Raw genomic sequence first — 16,778 nt, 5'->3', positions numbered from 1 at the left:
GGACAGATAAGAGTTCGATGTCTGATGACACACCGATACGGGTTGCCGTGGTTTTGGCCGGTGGTTCCGGCGAGCGGTTCTGGCCGCTTTCGCGCCAGCACCGGCCCAAGCAGCTCCTGAAACTGGCCGATCCGGCACGTTCGATGCTGGAACAGACCCTTGATCGTATCAGGCCCCTGTTTCCTCCGGAGCGGACTTTTATCGTCACGGGCACCCACCTTGCGGAGCCTATCCGGACAGCCTGTTCCGGTTTTCCGCCTGAAAACGTACTGGCTGAGCCGGCCAAGCGGAACACTGCTGGGGCGCTTATCTATGCTGCGGCGGCCCTGCTGGCGAAGTTTGGTGACCGCAACCTGTCAATGGCGGTTTTTACTGCCGATCACCGGATTGGTCCGGATGAAAGATTCCGGCAGGATGTGAGACTCGCGCTGGAAACAGCCGAAAAGGAAGGAGGGCTGGTGGTGATCGGTATTCCTCCGGCCCGGCCCGCCACCGGCTTCGGATATATCGAGGTGGCAGCCACCCAGACAGGAAAGGCAGCCAGAGTGCAGGCTTTCCGCGAAAAGCCGGACCAGGAAACCGCCGCCCGGTATGCCGTTTCAGGCCGGCATTTCTGGAACTCGGGGATGTTCTTCTGGCGGCTGGATGAGTTTTGCCGGGAACTGGCCGCTGCGAATCCTGGATTGGAGGCAGTGGTCCGGCCCCTTGCGGATGCCCTTGGAGCCAAGGACAGTGAACAGGCCACCAGCCTGTTCAGCGCACTGGAGAATATCTCCATTGATTTCGCACTCATGGAAAAGGCTCGTAAGGTCTGGATGATACCGGCTGGCTTCGGGTGGGATGACCTCGGTACCTGGGAGTCGCTCCAGCGGTCAATGATACCCGATCAGGACGGGAATGTGACGGCAGGCGATCCGGTGCTGATCGGTACGAAAAACTCCGTCGTCGTGAGCGACGCGCCCGGAATGGCCGTTGCTGTCGTGGGGATGGACAACGTGGTCGTTGCCGTCACCGCTGACGGCGTGCTTGTCGTGCCTGCCGGCCGCTCCCAGGATGTGGCGAAGGCCGTCGCCGAGCTCAAGAGGCGCGGCGCGAAACAGGTCTGACCTAGAGCGGGATATTCCCGTGCAGCGGGGCCGGTTCGCCCTGGGAAGCGGACAGGATGTCCAGGTAATGGATCATCTTGTGCCGCGTGGAGTTGGGCTGGATCACTTCATCAATCCAGCCACGCTCGGCTGCAAGCCCCACCGACATGTACTGCTCGCGGTATTTCTGGCAGAGCTCCTCGAAGCGGGCTTTGGGATCGGCGGCTGATTTGATCTCCTTGCCGTGGAGAATTTCCACCGCACCCTCTGCGCCCATGACCGATATCTGTGCCGATGGCCACGCAAGGTTCACTTCCGAGCCAAGGTGCTTCGATGACATGACGATATAGGCGCCGCCGAATGCCTTGCGGAGAATGACCGTAAGGCGCGGAACGCGTGCATCCACATAGGCATAGAGGAGCTTCGCGCCATGAGTGATGATCCCGTTGTGCTCCTGCACCGATCCCGGCATGAAGCCGGGCACGTCCACCAGGGAGACGAGCGGGATTCCGAAACAGCTCATGGTCCGGATGAACCGGGCAGCCTTCCGGGATGAATTGATGTCGAGAACACCGGCGCGGACCATTGGCTGGTTGGCGATGATCCCTACGGAGCGGCCGGCGAGCCGGGCGAGCCCGACAACGACGCTCGTTGCGTAATCCGGCTGTATTTCCAGAAAAGTGTTCCGGTCGGCAATCTGCGCAATCACGTCGCGGATGTCGTACGGCTTGCGGAAATTTTCCGGTACGATCTGGGTCAGCGGGATGTTCGTGGCCGGTTCGACGGCCTCGATCTTCTGGTGCACCAGATAACCCAGGATGTCGCGGGTGACGCCGATCGCCCCTTTTTCATCGGGACGGGCAAGGTGCGCGACCCCGCTCTTGGCGGAATGAACCCGCGCACCGCCGAGGGACTCGCCATCGATGTCTTCAAACATCGCCTGCTTTACCACCTTGGGGCCGGTGACGAACATGAGGGCATCGGCTTCCGACAGGATGATGAAGTCGGTGATGGAGGGCGAATAGACTGCTCCACCGGCACAGGGACCCAGAACGACCGAAAACTGCGGGACACGGCCCGAGAGCTTCACGTTACGGCGGAAGATCTCTCCGTAGCCAGCCAGCGCGGCGACGCCTTCCTGGATTCGCGCGCCGCCCGAGTCGAGCAGGCCGATGATCGGCGCCCCGATCCGTTCAGCCATGTCCATGCCCTTGCAGATCTTGCGGGCGTGGGCCTCGCCGAGCGAACCACCCATGAAACGGCGGTCCTGGGCGAACGCCACAGCTGGGCGTCCGTGAATCTTGCCGGTGGCGACCACTACGCCGTCGCCATGTGCGCGCTTTCCTTCCATTCCCCAGCCGCGGGCCTGATGCTGGACGAGAGCGTCCAGTTCCTCGTAGCGGCCATCGTCGAACAGGGTCTGAAGCCGCCGGGCAGGGATATTTTCTGCTGGAGAAGGTCCGGTCTGGGCCGGCTCGGCCGGAGTGAGCGGACGCGGGATTGCCGGTATTGCGGCGGGCGTCCTGACGGATGCCGGCGGCGGCAGGGGCTTTGCCGGTTCTTCGTGGGTGAGTGTGCGGAGTTTCCAGGCCATGATCGTTGTTTCCTCATGCCGCGTCGGTGCGGCCATTACCCTCGTGTTGAAATATCAGGACTTGTTCTTTGCATTCAGGCTGAAGCCACCGAGCGTCCATCCCTGTCCGGCATCAATCTTTGTGCCGGAGCCGGGGTAACGCGGCGCCTCGATTGCCGTGACGACATATTCCCCGGCGCGGACGTACCGCCCCGTGAGTTCCGAAAGGCCCAGTGATTGCTGGACGGTCCCGGCCTCGCCGGAAAGGGTGATGCGGGCCGTAGCTGCACCGGTGTCCAGCGTGACCGATACCTGGTCAGGCCGGAGGCGAAGACCGGTGCCAAGGGCCTTAAGTGCCGATTCCTTGAACGACCAGATAAGAGTGGCGGTCTCGCTCCGCAGTCCGTTTGAGGGCAGTGCTGCGCGTTCGGCAGCCGAGAAGTTGTCCTCGAGGAATGCCTCGCTTCGGTCGCCGGTCCGCTCGATGTCAACGCCGACGTGGCGTTCTTCGCCGAGCTGGCCCTTCCGTTCCCATACGATCGCGGTGGCCCAGATATTCGAATGCGATATGGTAAGCCCGTATTTGTCGCCGAGGGGTCCGGCAAACCGTGGCTCGCCCGAATCGTCAGCCTTGACAGTAACGTCCGAACTGGTGCCGAAACCCTTGAGGGCCTGCCGTGCGGCCAGCCGCCCCGCCAGCCATTCCAGCCGGCGCTTCTCGAAGGTCATCGTGCCGTAATCGGCCCGTTCGTCGGCTGACAGGCGGCCGAGCACTCCGGCGGGATCGGTATCCAGTTCACGGAGCACCGAACCAATGTCGATAACGGCATAGCGCGCCCAGGGCTCTGGTAGTGGAGAAGCGGGAGCGGAGACTTCAGCCCTCGGTATTTTCGCCGCAGGCGCGATTTCCGGTTGAGATACGGGCGCGGCAGACGCTCCGCCAAGCCGGCTCAGCACATAATCAGTGAGCTTGTTCAAGGTAGGGTAGTCCCGGAGCTTGAAGTCCGGGTCTTTTTCGAGGCCGTAGGCTGTCCGAACCTGTGCGAACACTTCGGCCTGCTTGACCGTATCGATCCCGAGATCGCCCTCCAGATCGGCTGCCGGAGAAATATCCTCCGGCTCGTAACCGGTCTCGCGGCAGAGCACTTCCATGATCTTGCCGAATACATCGCCACGGGAGGCAGCGGGCCTGGCAGAAGGTGCTGTGGTGGGATTGACCGGTACCGCAGGCGTCACTTCGGCCGGGCAACTGTCACGAAGCCGGGCCAGTGCAGCCGGTAGTTCCTTCACCTGGCCTGTCACCACCTGGTCATAGCCAACGAGACTCAGCAGCTCGTTGCCGGCGGCGTCGAACACACGGACGTTGCACCGGCAGACATGCTCAGATGGATGGCTTACCGGGGCCACGTTCACCTGAAGCTGCTCACCGGACCGCACTGGACGGTGCACGGAAAGCCACTGGATTCCCGAAGGCAGCACGCTCGTCCCGGTTTCGATCATGGTCCTCAGTCCTGCTGCCTGGAAGGCGGCCTCAATGGCCGAGGCAGTGGCGTCGGGAGTCCTGAGGGCACTGCCGCCGGTGAATACGTCGCCAGCCCGTGCACCGAAGAACCAGTCACGGGCCGTGGGCTGGATGGCTCCCGTCATGAGCTGGAACCGGGGTCCGTGGAAATAGACCTGGTAAATCGCCGCACGGACGGCAGCATCAGGCGAAAGCTCCAGCGGGGCAGTCCATTCGGGCTTTACGCTCGGAATAGAGAAGTGACCGGCGGTAAAGTGCGGGCGAAACTGCGGACCGGATGGAGCTGGAACCTGGACGGCGACGCCTGCGGCCGAAGCTTCCAGTTCGCCTGTCTTGCCCGGGAATATCTTGATGGCACGCTCAAACCGGACTTCGGTAGCTTCGAACGGCTTGCCACCAAAACCGGCCGACTGTCGCATCAGTTCGATGCCGCCGACGCCCGGCCACACGGCGACACCTTCGATACTGTGATCGGAGAGCCAGGGCTCGGTAGAGGCGGACACCGCAAGGCGGTTTCCGGTGGATGCCTTCCGGGGTGTTTCACTTGAGGCGGTTTTCCCGCCAGACGGCGGCTTCACTACTCCGGCCCGGTCCAGTTCCCCCAGCGTGCCGCAGGCTATGATCTCGCCAGCTGTGCCGGCCAGCAGTTCGGCGCGCACGAGCGGCGCACCGGTGGCGGGATAGATGAGATCGACCCCCGATTCGCGGAAATGGTCTTTCGCTACGCCGCGGGAGGCCATGCCCACTTCGGCCCATGCCGACCAGTCGATAAGAAGCGGGCGGGCCAGGGGATTGCCTACAGCGCTGAAATGGCGGACGAGTCCGGTCAGTGCGCCGTTGGCGGCAGCATAGTCAGCCTGTCCGGTGTTCCCGAACCGGCCCACGACCGAACCGAACATGACGAACGCCTCGAGCGGATCGCACCGGGTTTCGAGGGCAAGAAACAGCGCGCCCTCCAGCTTTACGCCGAATGTGGAGCGGATGTCGTCGATCGTCTTTTCTGCGGTGGAACGGCTCATTTCCCGGCCGGCACCGTGGATCACCACGTTGATGCCGCCCAGATCGGTACGCACACGCTTGACCAGTGTGTCCACGTTCGATGAACTGGAAAGGTCGCAGGAATAGTAGCGGGCTTCCACGCCCAGTTCCTTCAGTGCCACCAGGGCGTCACGGATTTCTGCCGCTGCCAGCCGTGCACGCACCTCTGTCTCGATTTCGGCAGCCGAGGGCTGAAGACCCTGTGCCTTGGCACTCTGGCGGATTTCCTTCCGGAGCGTCTTTTCGTCGGCTATCTGCACGTCACCCGAAGGTTCCGGGGAGGAACCCACGAGCGCAAACCTGCCTCCCATGTGGCGGGCGAGGTCGAGAACGATTTCACGGGTGATGCCGCGGGCGCCGCCGGTGACGAGCCAGACGCGGTCCGGCCGCGGCTTGAGGCCGCTTGCGCCCTGGATGGAGGCAGGAACACCTTCGAGCAGGGCGCGTCCGAACCGCGACCACCGGCTTTGCACAACCTGGGCGGGGCTGGCGGCATCGGCTTCGATGGCACGGGCAAGTCCGGCATCATCCAGTGCGGTTGCCATGGTCCAGCGCACTTTCCAGCCGGGGAACTCATGGCTGAGTGTCAGAAGAAATCCGCGCACCGCCGCCTGAAACATGGCCTGGCTGGGATCGAGTTCGATGCTGTGCGTTCCGAGCCCAACCACGGTCAGGTTTTCCCGGCCGCTTCGGGCGAGGGCGATAAGGTCGTTAAGGCGCAAGATAAGATCCGGAACGAACCGGTCCGGCGTGCGTGCATTGGCACGGGCGTCAATGACCAGCAGATCGCATCCGGTGGCGAACGGAGTTCCGAAAGGCGACGGGGACTCCAGCTTCGCGCCGCGGGCGGCAAGGGCCGCGGAGAGCGTTTCCGACTGTTTGGTCACGGACCAGATGGCCACCGATTTTCCGTCAAGCCACCGGGTGTCGGCAGGAGCCTTGGGCTCGGATACGTAGACCGGTACACGGCGGCCAATGGGATGCGCGGCTTTCCAGAGCTGCATCGGCACATTGCGGCCGGGATCGGACGGAGCGAGGGGTGCTGTATCGGTCAGCACTGGCATCGACATGGCGATGGTGAGCCGCCGTGGCGAGACTGATGGAGCCTCGGACTGCACGGTACGCGCGGGCGCCTCGTTCATCGTCACCGCCCACAGGTGCGAGATCATGTTTTCGACCGCACGCCCGTTCTTCTGCCAGAAGTATTCAAACCGCGGATCGTTCATCCACCTGGCGAGCGGGTTCGTCCCGGCAGACGCCGGACCGGCAGCGGAAGGAAGCGAGGGCTGGGCCGGAACCTGCGGCTGTTCCTGCCACTGGGCTGGAGCGGCCGTTTCCGGACGTGAAGCCTTCACGGGGGCGGGAGTGTCGTCTGTCACCAGCTCCGCCGACAGATGCGCGAGTCCTTCCACCAGCGAGAGCAGTTCGCCGCGCTTGGGATGGCAGGTCTGGATCGCCACCGACGGACGGCCCTTGAGGTTCGCCTCCACTAGGCCGGCCAGCGCACGTTTGGGGCCGCACTCGACGAACACCTCAATGCCGTCGCGGTACATGTTCTCGACCGAACCAATCCAGTCCACCGAGGCGGCAATCTGGCGGGAGAGCAGGTCCACGATCTCTGCCGGTGCGCTTGCACCGGTGGGGTATGGCTTCGCCGTCACGTTTGAGTAGATCGGGATTTCAGGCGACCGGATACCCAGGCGTCCCAGTACGCGTCGGAGCGGCTCGGAAGCCGGTGCGACGATCTTGGAATGGAAAGCATGCGAGACGTTGAGGAGAACGGTATCAACGCCTTTCTTGTCCAGAAGTCCCTTGAGTGCCATGACCGAAGCCGATGACCCGCCGACCACCGTTTGCTGCGGCGAATTGCGGTTGGCGACCTCGATATATCCGGGGATTCCGCCCAGAAGCGGCTCCACCTCGGCCGTGCCCATCGGGACCATCAGCATCAGTCCGTTGTCATCCACCTTGACGTTGGCCATCTCGCGTCCGCGGGCCGCAACCGCCTCCAGCGCGTCGCGGAACGACATTGCTCCGGCGGCAACGGCTGCGCCGTATTCGCCGAGCGAATGGCCTGCCACAGCGTCAGGACCGAATCCGCGGGCCTTGAGGAACCGGTGAATGGCGATGTCGGCAGTGAGTACCGCCGGCTGGGTGATTTCCGTCTGCTTGAGCTCGTTCTCGCAGCGCCTGAGGTTTTCCTCGGAAGTGTCAGCCGGGTGGATGATTGCCAGCAGCGACCGGCCAATGAGCGGGGAAACCACCGCCTCGGCTTCCTCGAAGGTGGCCCGGACTTCCGGGTAAACCATCAGTTCGCGGAGCATCCCGACATATTGGGAACCCTGTCCGGGGTAAACGAAGGCGATCCGGGGTTTCTTTGTCCGGGCTTCACCGAGCTTCGCATTGAGCGCCGGCGGTGGCCGCTTTCCGGCGCGCACAGTCTGTGCGATTTGCCGGGCACGACTGGACGCCTCGTTACGGTTCAGGAACCCGAACGCGGCAGTCTTGCTTCCGCTGCCAAAGCGGGTGCCGGAGGGGTTCTCGGCCCAGGTCTCCAGGTTGTCTGCCAGGCTGGCGGCGTCATGGCCCAGAACCACCACATAGCTGGGGCCGTCGTTCCCCGCTTGCGTTTCTGCGGCGGCCTGGACTGCCGGTTCTGGTGGAGCGGAGGCGGCAGGGGCTGATGCAGTGGCCGCGCTCCCCGAAAGCCGCATGGCGAGATAGTCCACGATCTTCTCGATGGTGGGATAGTCGCGGAGCTTGAGATTCGGGTCTTTCTCCAGCCTGTAGTGCTCGCGGAGGGCCGCGAATACCTCGGCCTGTTTCACCGTGTCGATGCCAAGATCGGCCTCCAGATCAAGCGTGCGGCCGAGATCCTCGGCCTCGTAGCCGGTCTGGTCGGCGAGCGTCCGGACGACAACTGTCTCAATATCGCTCTTGTTTACGCTGACAGGCGATGCTTGTGGCGCTGGAGTTTCGGATACGGGAGCGGCAGCCTGGGGCTGTGCCGCTGAACTCCCGCTGGAAAGCCGCATGGCGAGATAGTCCACTATCTTCTCGATGGTGGGATAGTCGCGGAGCTTGAGGTTCGGGTCTTTCTCCAGCCTGTAGTGCTCGCGGAGGGCCGCGAATACCTCGGCCTGCTTCACCGTGTCGATGCCAAGATCAGCCTCCAGATCAAGCGTGCGGCCGAGATCCTCTGCCTCGTAGCCGGTCTGGTCGGCGAGCGTCTGGACGACGATCTTTTCGATGGTGGCCTTGTCCATGTTCACGAGCGCCACTGGAGCTGCCGGGAGATTTGAAACAGCTGCCTGTGCAGGAGCGGCGGGTTCAGCCGGGGCAGCATAGGCTACAGCCGCATTGCCGGCAGTCAGGGTGCGGCTTTCTGCCGGGACCGTCAGCCTGGCCGGGGTCGAGCTGGTGTATTCCTCGCACAGGACATGGAAGTTGGTGCCGCCAAAACCGAAGGCCGACACCGACGCCCGGCGGGGAACACCAGCAGGCGGATTCCAGGGCCGGGCCTTGGTGTTGACGAACAGGGGAGAGCCCTCGCCCAGTCCCGTGCCCGCGGCGGGGCTTTCGAAATTGATCGAGGGAGGCAGCGTCTTGTGGTGGAGCGACAGCAGTATCTTGATGAGTCCTGCCGCGCCGGCAGCCGACTTCAGATGCCCGATCTGGCTCTTTACCGAGCCCACGGCCACGGAGTGTGATGTGGCGCCATGTTCGGTGAACCATTCCTTCAGGACGGTCGTTTCCGTGGCATCGCCAAGCGGAGTCGAAGTGCCGTGGCACTCGACCAGCGTGACGGTCCTGGGATCAAGCCCGGCAGCCATCCGGTAGGCCCGTTCGATCGCCTTGCGCTGTCCGGCGGGACTGGGAGCGGTGATGCCGCGGCCGGCTCCGTCACTGGAAGCGCCAAGTCCGCTCAGAACGCCATAAATCCTGTCGCCATCGCGAACGGCGTCGGAGAGTCGCTTCATCACCAGGATGCCGACGCCTTCGCCCATGACGAATCCGCTTGCCCGCTTGTCGAACGGCGCGGAGATCGTGTCGGAGAGGGCTCCCACCTTGCAGAACTTGATGTAGCTGTCGGCGTCCATGCCGCGATCCACGCCACCCGTGATCGCCATGTCATATTCGCCCGCCAAAAGGCCCAGCACAGACGTGTGCACGGCGGCGAGCGACGCGGCGCAGGCGGCGTCGCAAACGAAGTTCGGTCCCGAGAGGTCAAATACACTGGCGATGCGTCCGGCGATCACGTTCGGCAGTTCGCCAGGCATGGAGCCGCCAGTGATCTCCGGCAGTTCGCCCAGGAACTTCCTGGAGATATTTCCGGTAATCTCCCGGCGCTGCGCTTCCGGCAGCGACTTCCACGCCGGATCCTGCTCCAGTTTTTCAAGGATCATCGGCAGTGCCAGCCTGTAGGCGTAGCGGTGCGTGTTTTCGCCACCCTGCGAGTTGCCGACGATCACGGCGCAGCGGGTCTTGTCGAACGGCTTGGCATTGTAATAGCCCGCGTCCTGGAGTGCCTCACGCACGGCGAGCAGGCTTACCCGCTGGGCGAGGTCCATCGTCGAGGCGACGGCCGGCGGAATCCGGAACGACTTGGAATCGAACTCCGGCTCGGTGAGGAATCCGCCGATTTTGGAATAGCTCTTGTCCGGGGCGTTGCGGTCGGGCGAATAGAAAAGCCGCGTTGCCCAGCGGTCCTCGGGCACCTCGCGGATTGAATATTTGCCCGTTGTGATATTGCGCCAGAACTCGGGGATATTCTGCGCGTCGGGGAACATGCCGCCCAGCCCAATGATGGCAATACCTTCGTGGTTGTGCCCGTTTGCCCCCTTGAAGGCGGCGGGAGCCTGCGGAGGCAGCGCCGGATTCTGGACCGGGGATTGGGCGGGAATCTGGACTGCCGGCTGGGCCTGTGCGGACGGACGGGAAAGCGTTTCCACACGGGCCTTCAGAAGTTCACGGGCACGAACCGTGTTGTCGGCGACCACTTCGGCGATGGTGGTGATCTCCCGGCGGAGCGCAGCACACATGCCGACATGAAAAAGACCAAGGTCCATCTGCTCGTTATCGGTCAGATTTACAAATCGGATGCCGCCTTCAGGCACCTTTTCGATCTTCTGTTTCTTGGCAGCGGCCCGGAGTCCGCCCAGGTTGTCGTTTTCGTAGAGGTGCTTGCGGTGATCGAGGGTCTCGCCCGACTTCATCCGCTCGTATTCCTTCTGGCGGATGGCAAAAAGCTTGGGAGTCGGAGCCATGCGGGCCGGAGTCATCACCGTGTCGCCGATGGTTTCGGTCCGCTCCAGTTCAACCAGCACCTCCTGGTACATGGACGAGGTGGCGCCGGTTTCGACCGCTTCCTTCGTGAAGAGGAAAGCCGTTCCCATCTGGATGCCGAAGGTGTGACCAGCGGCCTGGGCACGGGCGCAGAGGGCGGCGGCCATCGCCGCACCCTTCGCATTGCCGAATCCGCCAGCCAGCACGACATTGGCGGCGCGACCGGCCGGCCGGTCCAGAAGCGCCTGCATGACGGACTGCCACAGGACGAACGAGGTGAGCTTTCCAATATGGCCGCCGGCTTCGGTTCCTTCGAGAATGAAATCGGAATGGCCCTGGTCCATGGCGTTTACGAGCAGCGTGTGGACCGGCGTGTGAAGGAATGACCGGATACCTGCCGCCGTGAGGTCGAGTGCCTGCTCGGTCGTACCGGCGGCGACGACAGCAAGCGGCGGACGGAGTGCCTTCATATGTGCAATGTGCTGGTCGCGGAAAAAGGCGTTGGCTTCGAGGCCGATGATCCCGCCGCCGAAAGGACGGCCCCTGGAAATGGCCAGTGTGTCCTTGAGGAGCTTTTCGCAAACTGTCCCCGGCATGTTGCCCAGCGCGAGGTTTGCCACGACGCCGTGGTCCATGACCTTTTCGGCGAAGGCGGCGACATCGCTTGTCTGGGCCATCGGTCCCTGGAATATGGGGAGTTTCGCTCCCACTGATCTGGCGAAGGCCGAGTTTTCCACCCAGGGGAACTGTTCCGTCGCCCGGCGCGGGGAGGACTTCATTACCTTGAGAATTTCAGCCGCAATGGCAGCCGGAGTGTTGTACTGGGCAGCATAGGTTTTGGCCCAGCCCACTTCCTGACCAACGGCGAATACCTTTCCGGTTTCGGGAGTGAAGGCAGCGGTCGAGATCTTCTGGAGTTCCCGGTACAGCAGTTCAGCCCGCTCGGAGCGGATCTTGTCGGTTTCCGGCGTCCGCTCGCCGACGGTGGCCACCAGCATTGCCTCTTCGGCCTGGCGGAGTGTCCGCATCGCCTTGGCGCCCATCTTGCCGGCGACCCGGATCACGTGCCGGTCAGTGAGGCGGAGCGTCACCGCATCGGTTCCCTGAAGCGACAGGATGGCCTGGCGGATATCGTCAGCCAGCGGGAGCGCGCCCCACGTCTGAATGTCGGTCACGACGCCGTGGGCACCGCCTGCCACTGCAGCGGCGGCCGTATCGGGTCCGATACCGCCGCGAACGAGGACGGGTAGCTTCCCCTCGTAGCGCTGCAGGAGGATGAAACTGGACTCCTCGCCAACGACACCACCCGCCTCAAATCCCTTGAGGATGATGCCTGCGGGACTTGCCTTCGAGGCACGTTCCCATCCGGCGCGGGAGGTGACTTCGACCCAAACAGGGAATGCACGGAAGGGGGCGATGAACTGGGCGAGGTCCACCCCTTCATCGAGTTCCCAGTCAACAGGAACGATCACGGCCTGAATGGAGCGGCCGGAAAGTTCCGCCGGAGCAAGGTCGGGTGCGATTATGACACCGATTGAGACATCCGCCGGGATAGCAGCGAGGACTTTGGCCCTTGCGTCAGCCTCGGCATAGGAAAGATCCACTACGGGAAGTGCACCGGCGGCCCGAAGGGCCCGGGCCTCCGCATCGAAATACCGGGATGGGGGAAAAAGGGTAAAACAAATCTCGCCTGCTGCGTCGCTCACGCGGCTGTCTCCGTTTTCATCGCGAACTCCCAAACAAGGACGGGCATTTACAGCCTGTCCGGTTTCGAGTGTCGCCTGTTATTTCTGGAAGGGAGCGGTCATCCGGCTTTAATAACGGATGGAGCCTCCGGGCCTCCCGGTTTGGCCCGCTACAGCAAGGTGGGTACCAAAAGGGGAAACTGGATGAAATATGGGTATTTCAGTCCGAAACACCTGCACGAAAAGGCGATTTGGTGTGATATCCACAGATTTCCGGGCCGGAACACCGTTATCCTGGCTGAAACGGGAACCCCCCTACGCACCGCCCTATGCGGCAGGTGCGAAGGAGGCTTTACGCCTGAAGGACGGCCTTTTTCCGGAAAATCAGGGCTTTATGAGCCGGAAAATCACCACGTTCGGGAACAGATCCTCGTAGCCCAGCACCTTGAACCCTGCCTCTGTGAAATGGTCCGTCATGATCTCCGGCGGATAGTAGACGGCAATATCCGTCAGCGAGTTGCGCGCAAAAGGCCCCCGGACGCCGTACCGGATTGCGGCGCAGTGGAACCGGCCGCCGGGTTTCATCACCCTGCAGATTTCACGGAACGCACGGACCTGCTCCAGATAGAAGTGGCAGGAGATTGTGTTCAGTACCGTGTCGAACGTGTTGTCCGCAAACGGCATTTCATAGACCGACCCCTGGACGAACTGGGGTTCGCCACCCGATGCACCCGGCAGGGGGCGGCGGGCCTGCTCAAGCATTTCGCCTGAAAAGTCGAGACCGGTCAGGTCGAGTCCCCGGTAATGCACGGCAAGATCACGCAGGAACATCCCCGTCCCGCATCCCACATCGAGGATTTTCTCGCCCGGCCGTGGTTCCCATTTCTTCAGGATCTTCCGGTGAACCCGGCGGTAGTAAAGCTGCTGGGGCAGCGGGTTGTCGTAAAAGCGGCTCCACAGCCTGAAGAGGAGCGAAACGCCGCGGGCGTTGGCCGGACCGGATCCGGAGGTGTTCCTGTCGGTTCTCATGCGGTGAGCTGGTAGCGGCGGCGGCTTTCATCCACCGGGCGGACCTTGCCGGCAGCCTCCAGCAGGTCCAGGTGCTTTTTCACATGCTTGCGCTCGAAGTGGATCATGTGTTCCATCGCAGCGAGCGTCTTCGACCGGTAGACCAGCTCCAGCCGGCACAGCTCGTCAACGGATTTCTCACCGGTCGAGAGGGCCTCCAGCAGCAGCCGGTCGCGGCGGTCGAAATGGGCCTCGAAGGCGTCGAGTTTTTCGAGGAACCGGCCACGGGTGAGCACTTCCTCGCCGTGCGAGGTGAAGTAGTAGTCGCACTTGAACTCCCTCACGCGCTGTAGCGATGCCTTGAACAGCGTGATGTCGGAGGCATCGTTTCCGTACCAGGGGCCGAAGGCCGTGAGGTCGATGTCGGTGATGAACAGGAGCGACTGCCCGGGAAAGTAAATTCCCGAATGGCCCGGCGTATGTCCAGGGAGCGCCATGACCTTCCCCGTGCAGCCGCCCGCCTCCAGCAGGCCGCCGTCGGTAACGCGGCGGCTGACCTTTCTGGGTCCGATGCGGAACATCATCTGCAGGCCCCGGATGGAGTTCCTGAGCTGCTCGCCGTCGCTGCCCCGGTCCACGCGGTTGACGAACGACTCCATGCTCTCGATCGCCTCGGCGTCGGCCTCGCTCGCCCATACCTCCGTGGAGGCTGGGTACACGTGCTCGGCCGCCCGGTGGTCGGCGTGGTAGTGGGTGAAATAGAGAATGGGGTTTCCGGCCGCGAGCTCCCTGTGCCGCGGCTCCTGCGCGGCCGGGTCAACCACGATGGGACGCGGGCCGTGGAGAATGAGCGAGTTGGCCCGGAGGAGCTGGCGTTTCACCGCGACACCGAACAGCACTTCGAGGTCGCCGATCCGGACGCCGTGGTCAGTGGAAACGATATCTGCTGGCATGGGGGAGAGTTCCTGCGCGAACACATTCCGCTCCGGCCCCATGCCGGATGCAGCGCGTCAATCGGCAGGATAGACGAAAAATCCGGATTTGCCGAAAACGGGCTGTATTTATTTCAGGGCAGCAGGAAAGGGGCCGGACAGCTATTCTTCCCGTCATGCAGAACGCCCCGGATTTTCCAGCCTATGCGCTCGCCCTGTCGGAGGTGCTGATCGCCCGCGTGAAGGCACTTGGCGGTTCGAGCCGCTTTGTCCGGAGGACGCTCCCCGGCGGCCGGATGCTGGCGGGTCTGCGGTTCGAACTCCCCGGTGGCCGGGCGTTCGTCTTTTCAAGCCTGCCCGGCGGTATCCATATCTGGCCCGGCACCGGCCATGACCGCCCGGACATCGCACCCCTCATGGAGATTCCGGCCGGTAGTCCGGCGGAGGCTGTGGAGACCCAGGCGGAGAAAATCCTCGCGCGGGCGGGGGAGTGATCAACTCACGGCGCCGTGGCCAGTGCCACTGCCGGATGCGGTGACTTCACCCGGTGGCGGCGACTTCGGTATCTACTTTCGGAGTTCTGGAAGTGTATTAGGAGAAAGACCCTTTGATTCTTTTGCCAATCTCACCGAGTCTTCTGTATAAATCGGGAAGAATTTCACGGTTGAATACGAACTGGTGTGCGGCTGTCGGCAACCGATCCGGAGCAATATTTTCTCCCTCGGTGGGCCATAAGACCGGCGTAGCTTTTCCTTCCGGTTCCTGCCTGGCATTGTTGTCTAGTTCCTGGATGGTTCTCCAAATTTCTTCACCCAACAGCCGGTTATCTCCACCCCATTTGTACCGTTTCCTCAAATGCAGGATGAACTCGTCATTTCCCATGGTGATTTCGTCGCTCATGGACTCTCCTTATTTCCAGTAAGTGGCGATAAATGCATCGCCCCCGGCGGGAACGATCGTTTTCTGGTTTGAGCCTTCTCCAAAAATCGTGGTTTCCCCGAGATTCCCGCCGTAGGCCATCCGGTAGGCATCAAATATGGCAAACGACGGCGACGAATTCGAAGATTTTGGGAACGCAAAGCCATCCTGAAGCAGGCCATTTGAACTGGAAAACCGGGTGAAGCAGGAGAAGACGCTTGTGGTTTCACCCGGAATCGCCATTTCTCCGGCTTCGCCATCGCCAAACACAGTCCCGCCGGAGCAGGATCCCATAGAAAACACTTCGTCTTCACCGCTAGATAGCGTGTTTCTCCAGATGCTGGCCGTTCCGGAGCTGCTTCTTTTGGCCCAGTTCAGTTCGCCGGATGCGGAGAAGCGCCCCATCCATGCATGCTGATCATGATTGCTTCCCGTGAAAATGACAGGTGACGTGGAACCCGGCCCAATCGTCACTGAGAGATAACTTGGTGAGAAGCCGAAATGACCAGACACGATCAGATCGCCACCGGCCATCCGGCTCATATCGTAAATGACGGAATTGGCTCCTGAGGTTGCCTGCTTGGCCCACGCCAGTGTCCCATTGGCATTGTATTTTGCAATGAAAGCATTGTAGCCAAATCCCGGAGCAGGTGTTGCGGTCAAGGTCGTGGCATTGGCTTCACCGGGGCCAAATATCGCCGATTCCGAAATGGCACCGCCAATGACAAACGTATCGTCGGCATTCACTGACACGGCCGCTGGATATACTTTTCCGGTTCCTCCTGCCGTTATCCTTTTTGCCCAGAGGAAATCCCCGTCACTTTCATATCTGGCGATAAATCCACTGGCGACACCGGTGGCTGTGATTGTCACCTGACCCGGCGTTCCCTGAGCGAACGTCAGGGAGCCTGAGAAACTCCCGATGAGCAGTATCGAGTTATCGCTGAGCCTCGCTGAATCGTTAGTTCCGGCTCCAACAGAACTCCCGCCAGTCGCAGAGCGCGCCCAGAGCACTGTGCCATCGGAATCCGCAACGGCGACGAAAGGATTATACCCCGTATTAGTGAGTGGTATGGAGTTTAATTCGCCTGGATTGAATTCTGCGTCGCCCGCTGTCGTTCCGCTGATTACGACCTGCCCGTTGCCAAGGAAAGAGAGATTCGTGGCGACAACGTTTTTGAGCCGCTTGGCCCATGCAAGGTTGAGGCTTGAATCGTATTTGGCGAAAACGCCGTTACTGTTCGCACCGGAAGCGGATAGTGTCGTTTGTGAGGGCGGTTCGCCCCAGATGGAATCCGAGGTGCCATAGGCCCCGGAAACGTACAGCGACCCATTGGTGTGGACCGCCATCTCATACAATCCGTCGCCTCCTGTCCCCCCTTCCTGGATTGCGTTATCGAACGTTCCGGCCGCAGGGTAAACCGTCAGCTCCGCTTCGGCGGCATCGCTGTCGCCTGTCTGCAAGCATTCGAGCGTGTAAACCGTATCGGTATCTGGACTGACTGCTACCGAACCTGCCTCGGGATCGACGGTTCCGATTCCCTGATCGATGGAACAGCTTGTGGCGTTTTCGACCGTCCACGAAAGCGTGGCGCTCTCGCCATCTCGAATAATTTCAGAATCGAGTTCGAACGAAATTATATTGACGTTAACGGTGTTATCGGGGGGGGGGGGGGGGGGGGGGTTGGAAAAAAAAACGTTCCCCCCCGTTGGGCCCGGCCCCCAAGCCCA

8 protein-coding genes are annotated in these 16,778 nt (G+C 62.1%); 2 read left to right on the top strand and 6 right to left on the bottom strand.

All coding sequences use genetic code 11. The features are described from left to right. Nucleotides 1-17: 17 nt before the first annotated feature. Entirely contained in the window at nucleotides 18-1,106 is a 1,089-nt protein-coding gene (locus KIT79_02775; GenBank protein MCW5828219.1) for a mannose-1-phosphate guanylyltransferase, read from the top strand. 1 nt (nucleotide 1,107) lies between these two features. Here the strand turns inward: KIT79_02775 and KIT79_02770 are convergent, their stop codons facing one another. From KIT79_02770 to KIT79_02755, 4 genes are all read right to left on the bottom strand, one after another. Continuing rightward, on the bottom strand, nucleotides 1,108-2,679 hold the full coding sequence (locus KIT79_02770; protein ID MCW5828218.1) for a methylmalonyl-CoA carboxyltransferase: 1,572 nt from the start codon (nucleotides 2,677-2,679) through the stop codon (nucleotides 1,108-1,110). 54 nt (nucleotides 2,680-2,733) lie between these two features. Then, nucleotides 2,734-12,210: an SDR family NAD(P)-dependent oxidoreductase gene (locus tag KIT79_02765; GenBank protein MCW5828217.1), complete on the bottom strand. Its 9,477-nt coding sequence runs from the start codon at nucleotides 12,208-12,210 to the stop codon at nucleotides 2,734-2,736. A gap of 363 nt (nucleotides 12,211-12,573) precedes the next feature. Then, a complete protein-coding gene (locus KIT79_02760) occupies nucleotides 12,574-13,218 on the bottom strand; it encodes a methyltransferase domain-containing protein (protein ID MCW5828216.1) in 645 nt (214 codons plus the stop codon). After that, nucleotides 13,215-14,150 carry an MBL fold metallo-hydrolase gene (locus KIT79_02755; protein MCW5828215.1) on the bottom strand — a complete coding sequence of 312 codons (936 nt, stop codon included), beginning with the start codon at nucleotides 14,148-14,150 and terminating at the stop codon, nucleotides 13,215-13,217. Before KIT79_02755 ends, KIT79_02760 begins: the two co-directional genes overlap by 4 nt. Before the next feature lie 155 nt (nucleotides 14,151-14,305). Here KIT79_02755 and KIT79_02750 point away from each other — a divergent pair, with 155 nt between their 5' ends. Then, a complete protein-coding gene (locus KIT79_02750) occupies nucleotides 14,306-14,623 on the top strand; it encodes a hypothetical protein (protein MCW5828214.1) in 318 nt (105 codons plus the stop codon). 97 nt (nucleotides 14,624-14,720) lie between these two features. On the opposite strand, the gene KIT79_02745 is transcribed toward KIT79_02750, so the two are convergent. Continuing rightward, nucleotides 14,721-15,029 (bottom strand): hypothetical protein, encoded by a 309-nt coding sequence (locus KIT79_02745; GenBank protein MCW5828213.1) that lies wholly within the window; start codon nucleotides 15,027-15,029, stop codon nucleotides 14,721-14,723. Between the two features lie 9 nt (nucleotides 15,030-15,038). Beyond that, a partial coding sequence (locus tag KIT79_02740; GenBank protein MCW5828212.1) for a hypothetical protein occupies nucleotides 15,039-16,778 on the bottom strand: 1,740 nt, incomplete at its 5' end.

Source organism: Deltaproteobacteria bacterium, assembly GCA_026129095.1.
In the GTDB taxonomy this organism is placed as follows: Bacteria; JAGRBM01; JAGRBM01; order JAGRBM01; family JAHCIT01; genus JAHCIT01.
The sequence above is the reverse complement of the archived record's forward strand: the minus strand, read 5'-3'. Positions and strand labels throughout refer to the sequence as shown.

Bases quoted from the DNA above. Each gene is read 5' to 3' on its own strand.
- KIT79_02755 (MCW5828215.1), bottom strand. From the start codon at position 14,150: ATGCCAGCAGATATCGTTTCCACTGACCACGGCGTCCGGATCGGCGAC.
- KIT79_02745 (MCW5828213.1), bottom strand. From the start codon at position 15,029: ATGAGCGACGAAATCACCATGGGAAATGACGAGTTCATCCTGCATTTG.
- KIT79_02775 (MCW5828219.1), top strand. From the start codon at position 18: ATGTCTGATGACACACCGATACGGGTTGCCGTGGTTTTGGCCGGTGGT.
- KIT79_02760 (MCW5828216.1), bottom strand. From the start codon at position 13,218: ATGAGAACCGACAGGAACACCTCCGGATCCGGTCCGGCCAACGCCCGC.
- KIT79_02770 (MCW5828218.1), bottom strand. From the start codon at position 2,679: ATGGCCTGGAAACTCCGCACACTCACCCACGAAGAACCGGCAAAGCCC.
- KIT79_02750 (MCW5828214.1), top strand. From the start codon at position 14,306: ATGCAGAACGCCCCGGATTTTCCAGCCTATGCGCTCGCCCTGTCGGAG.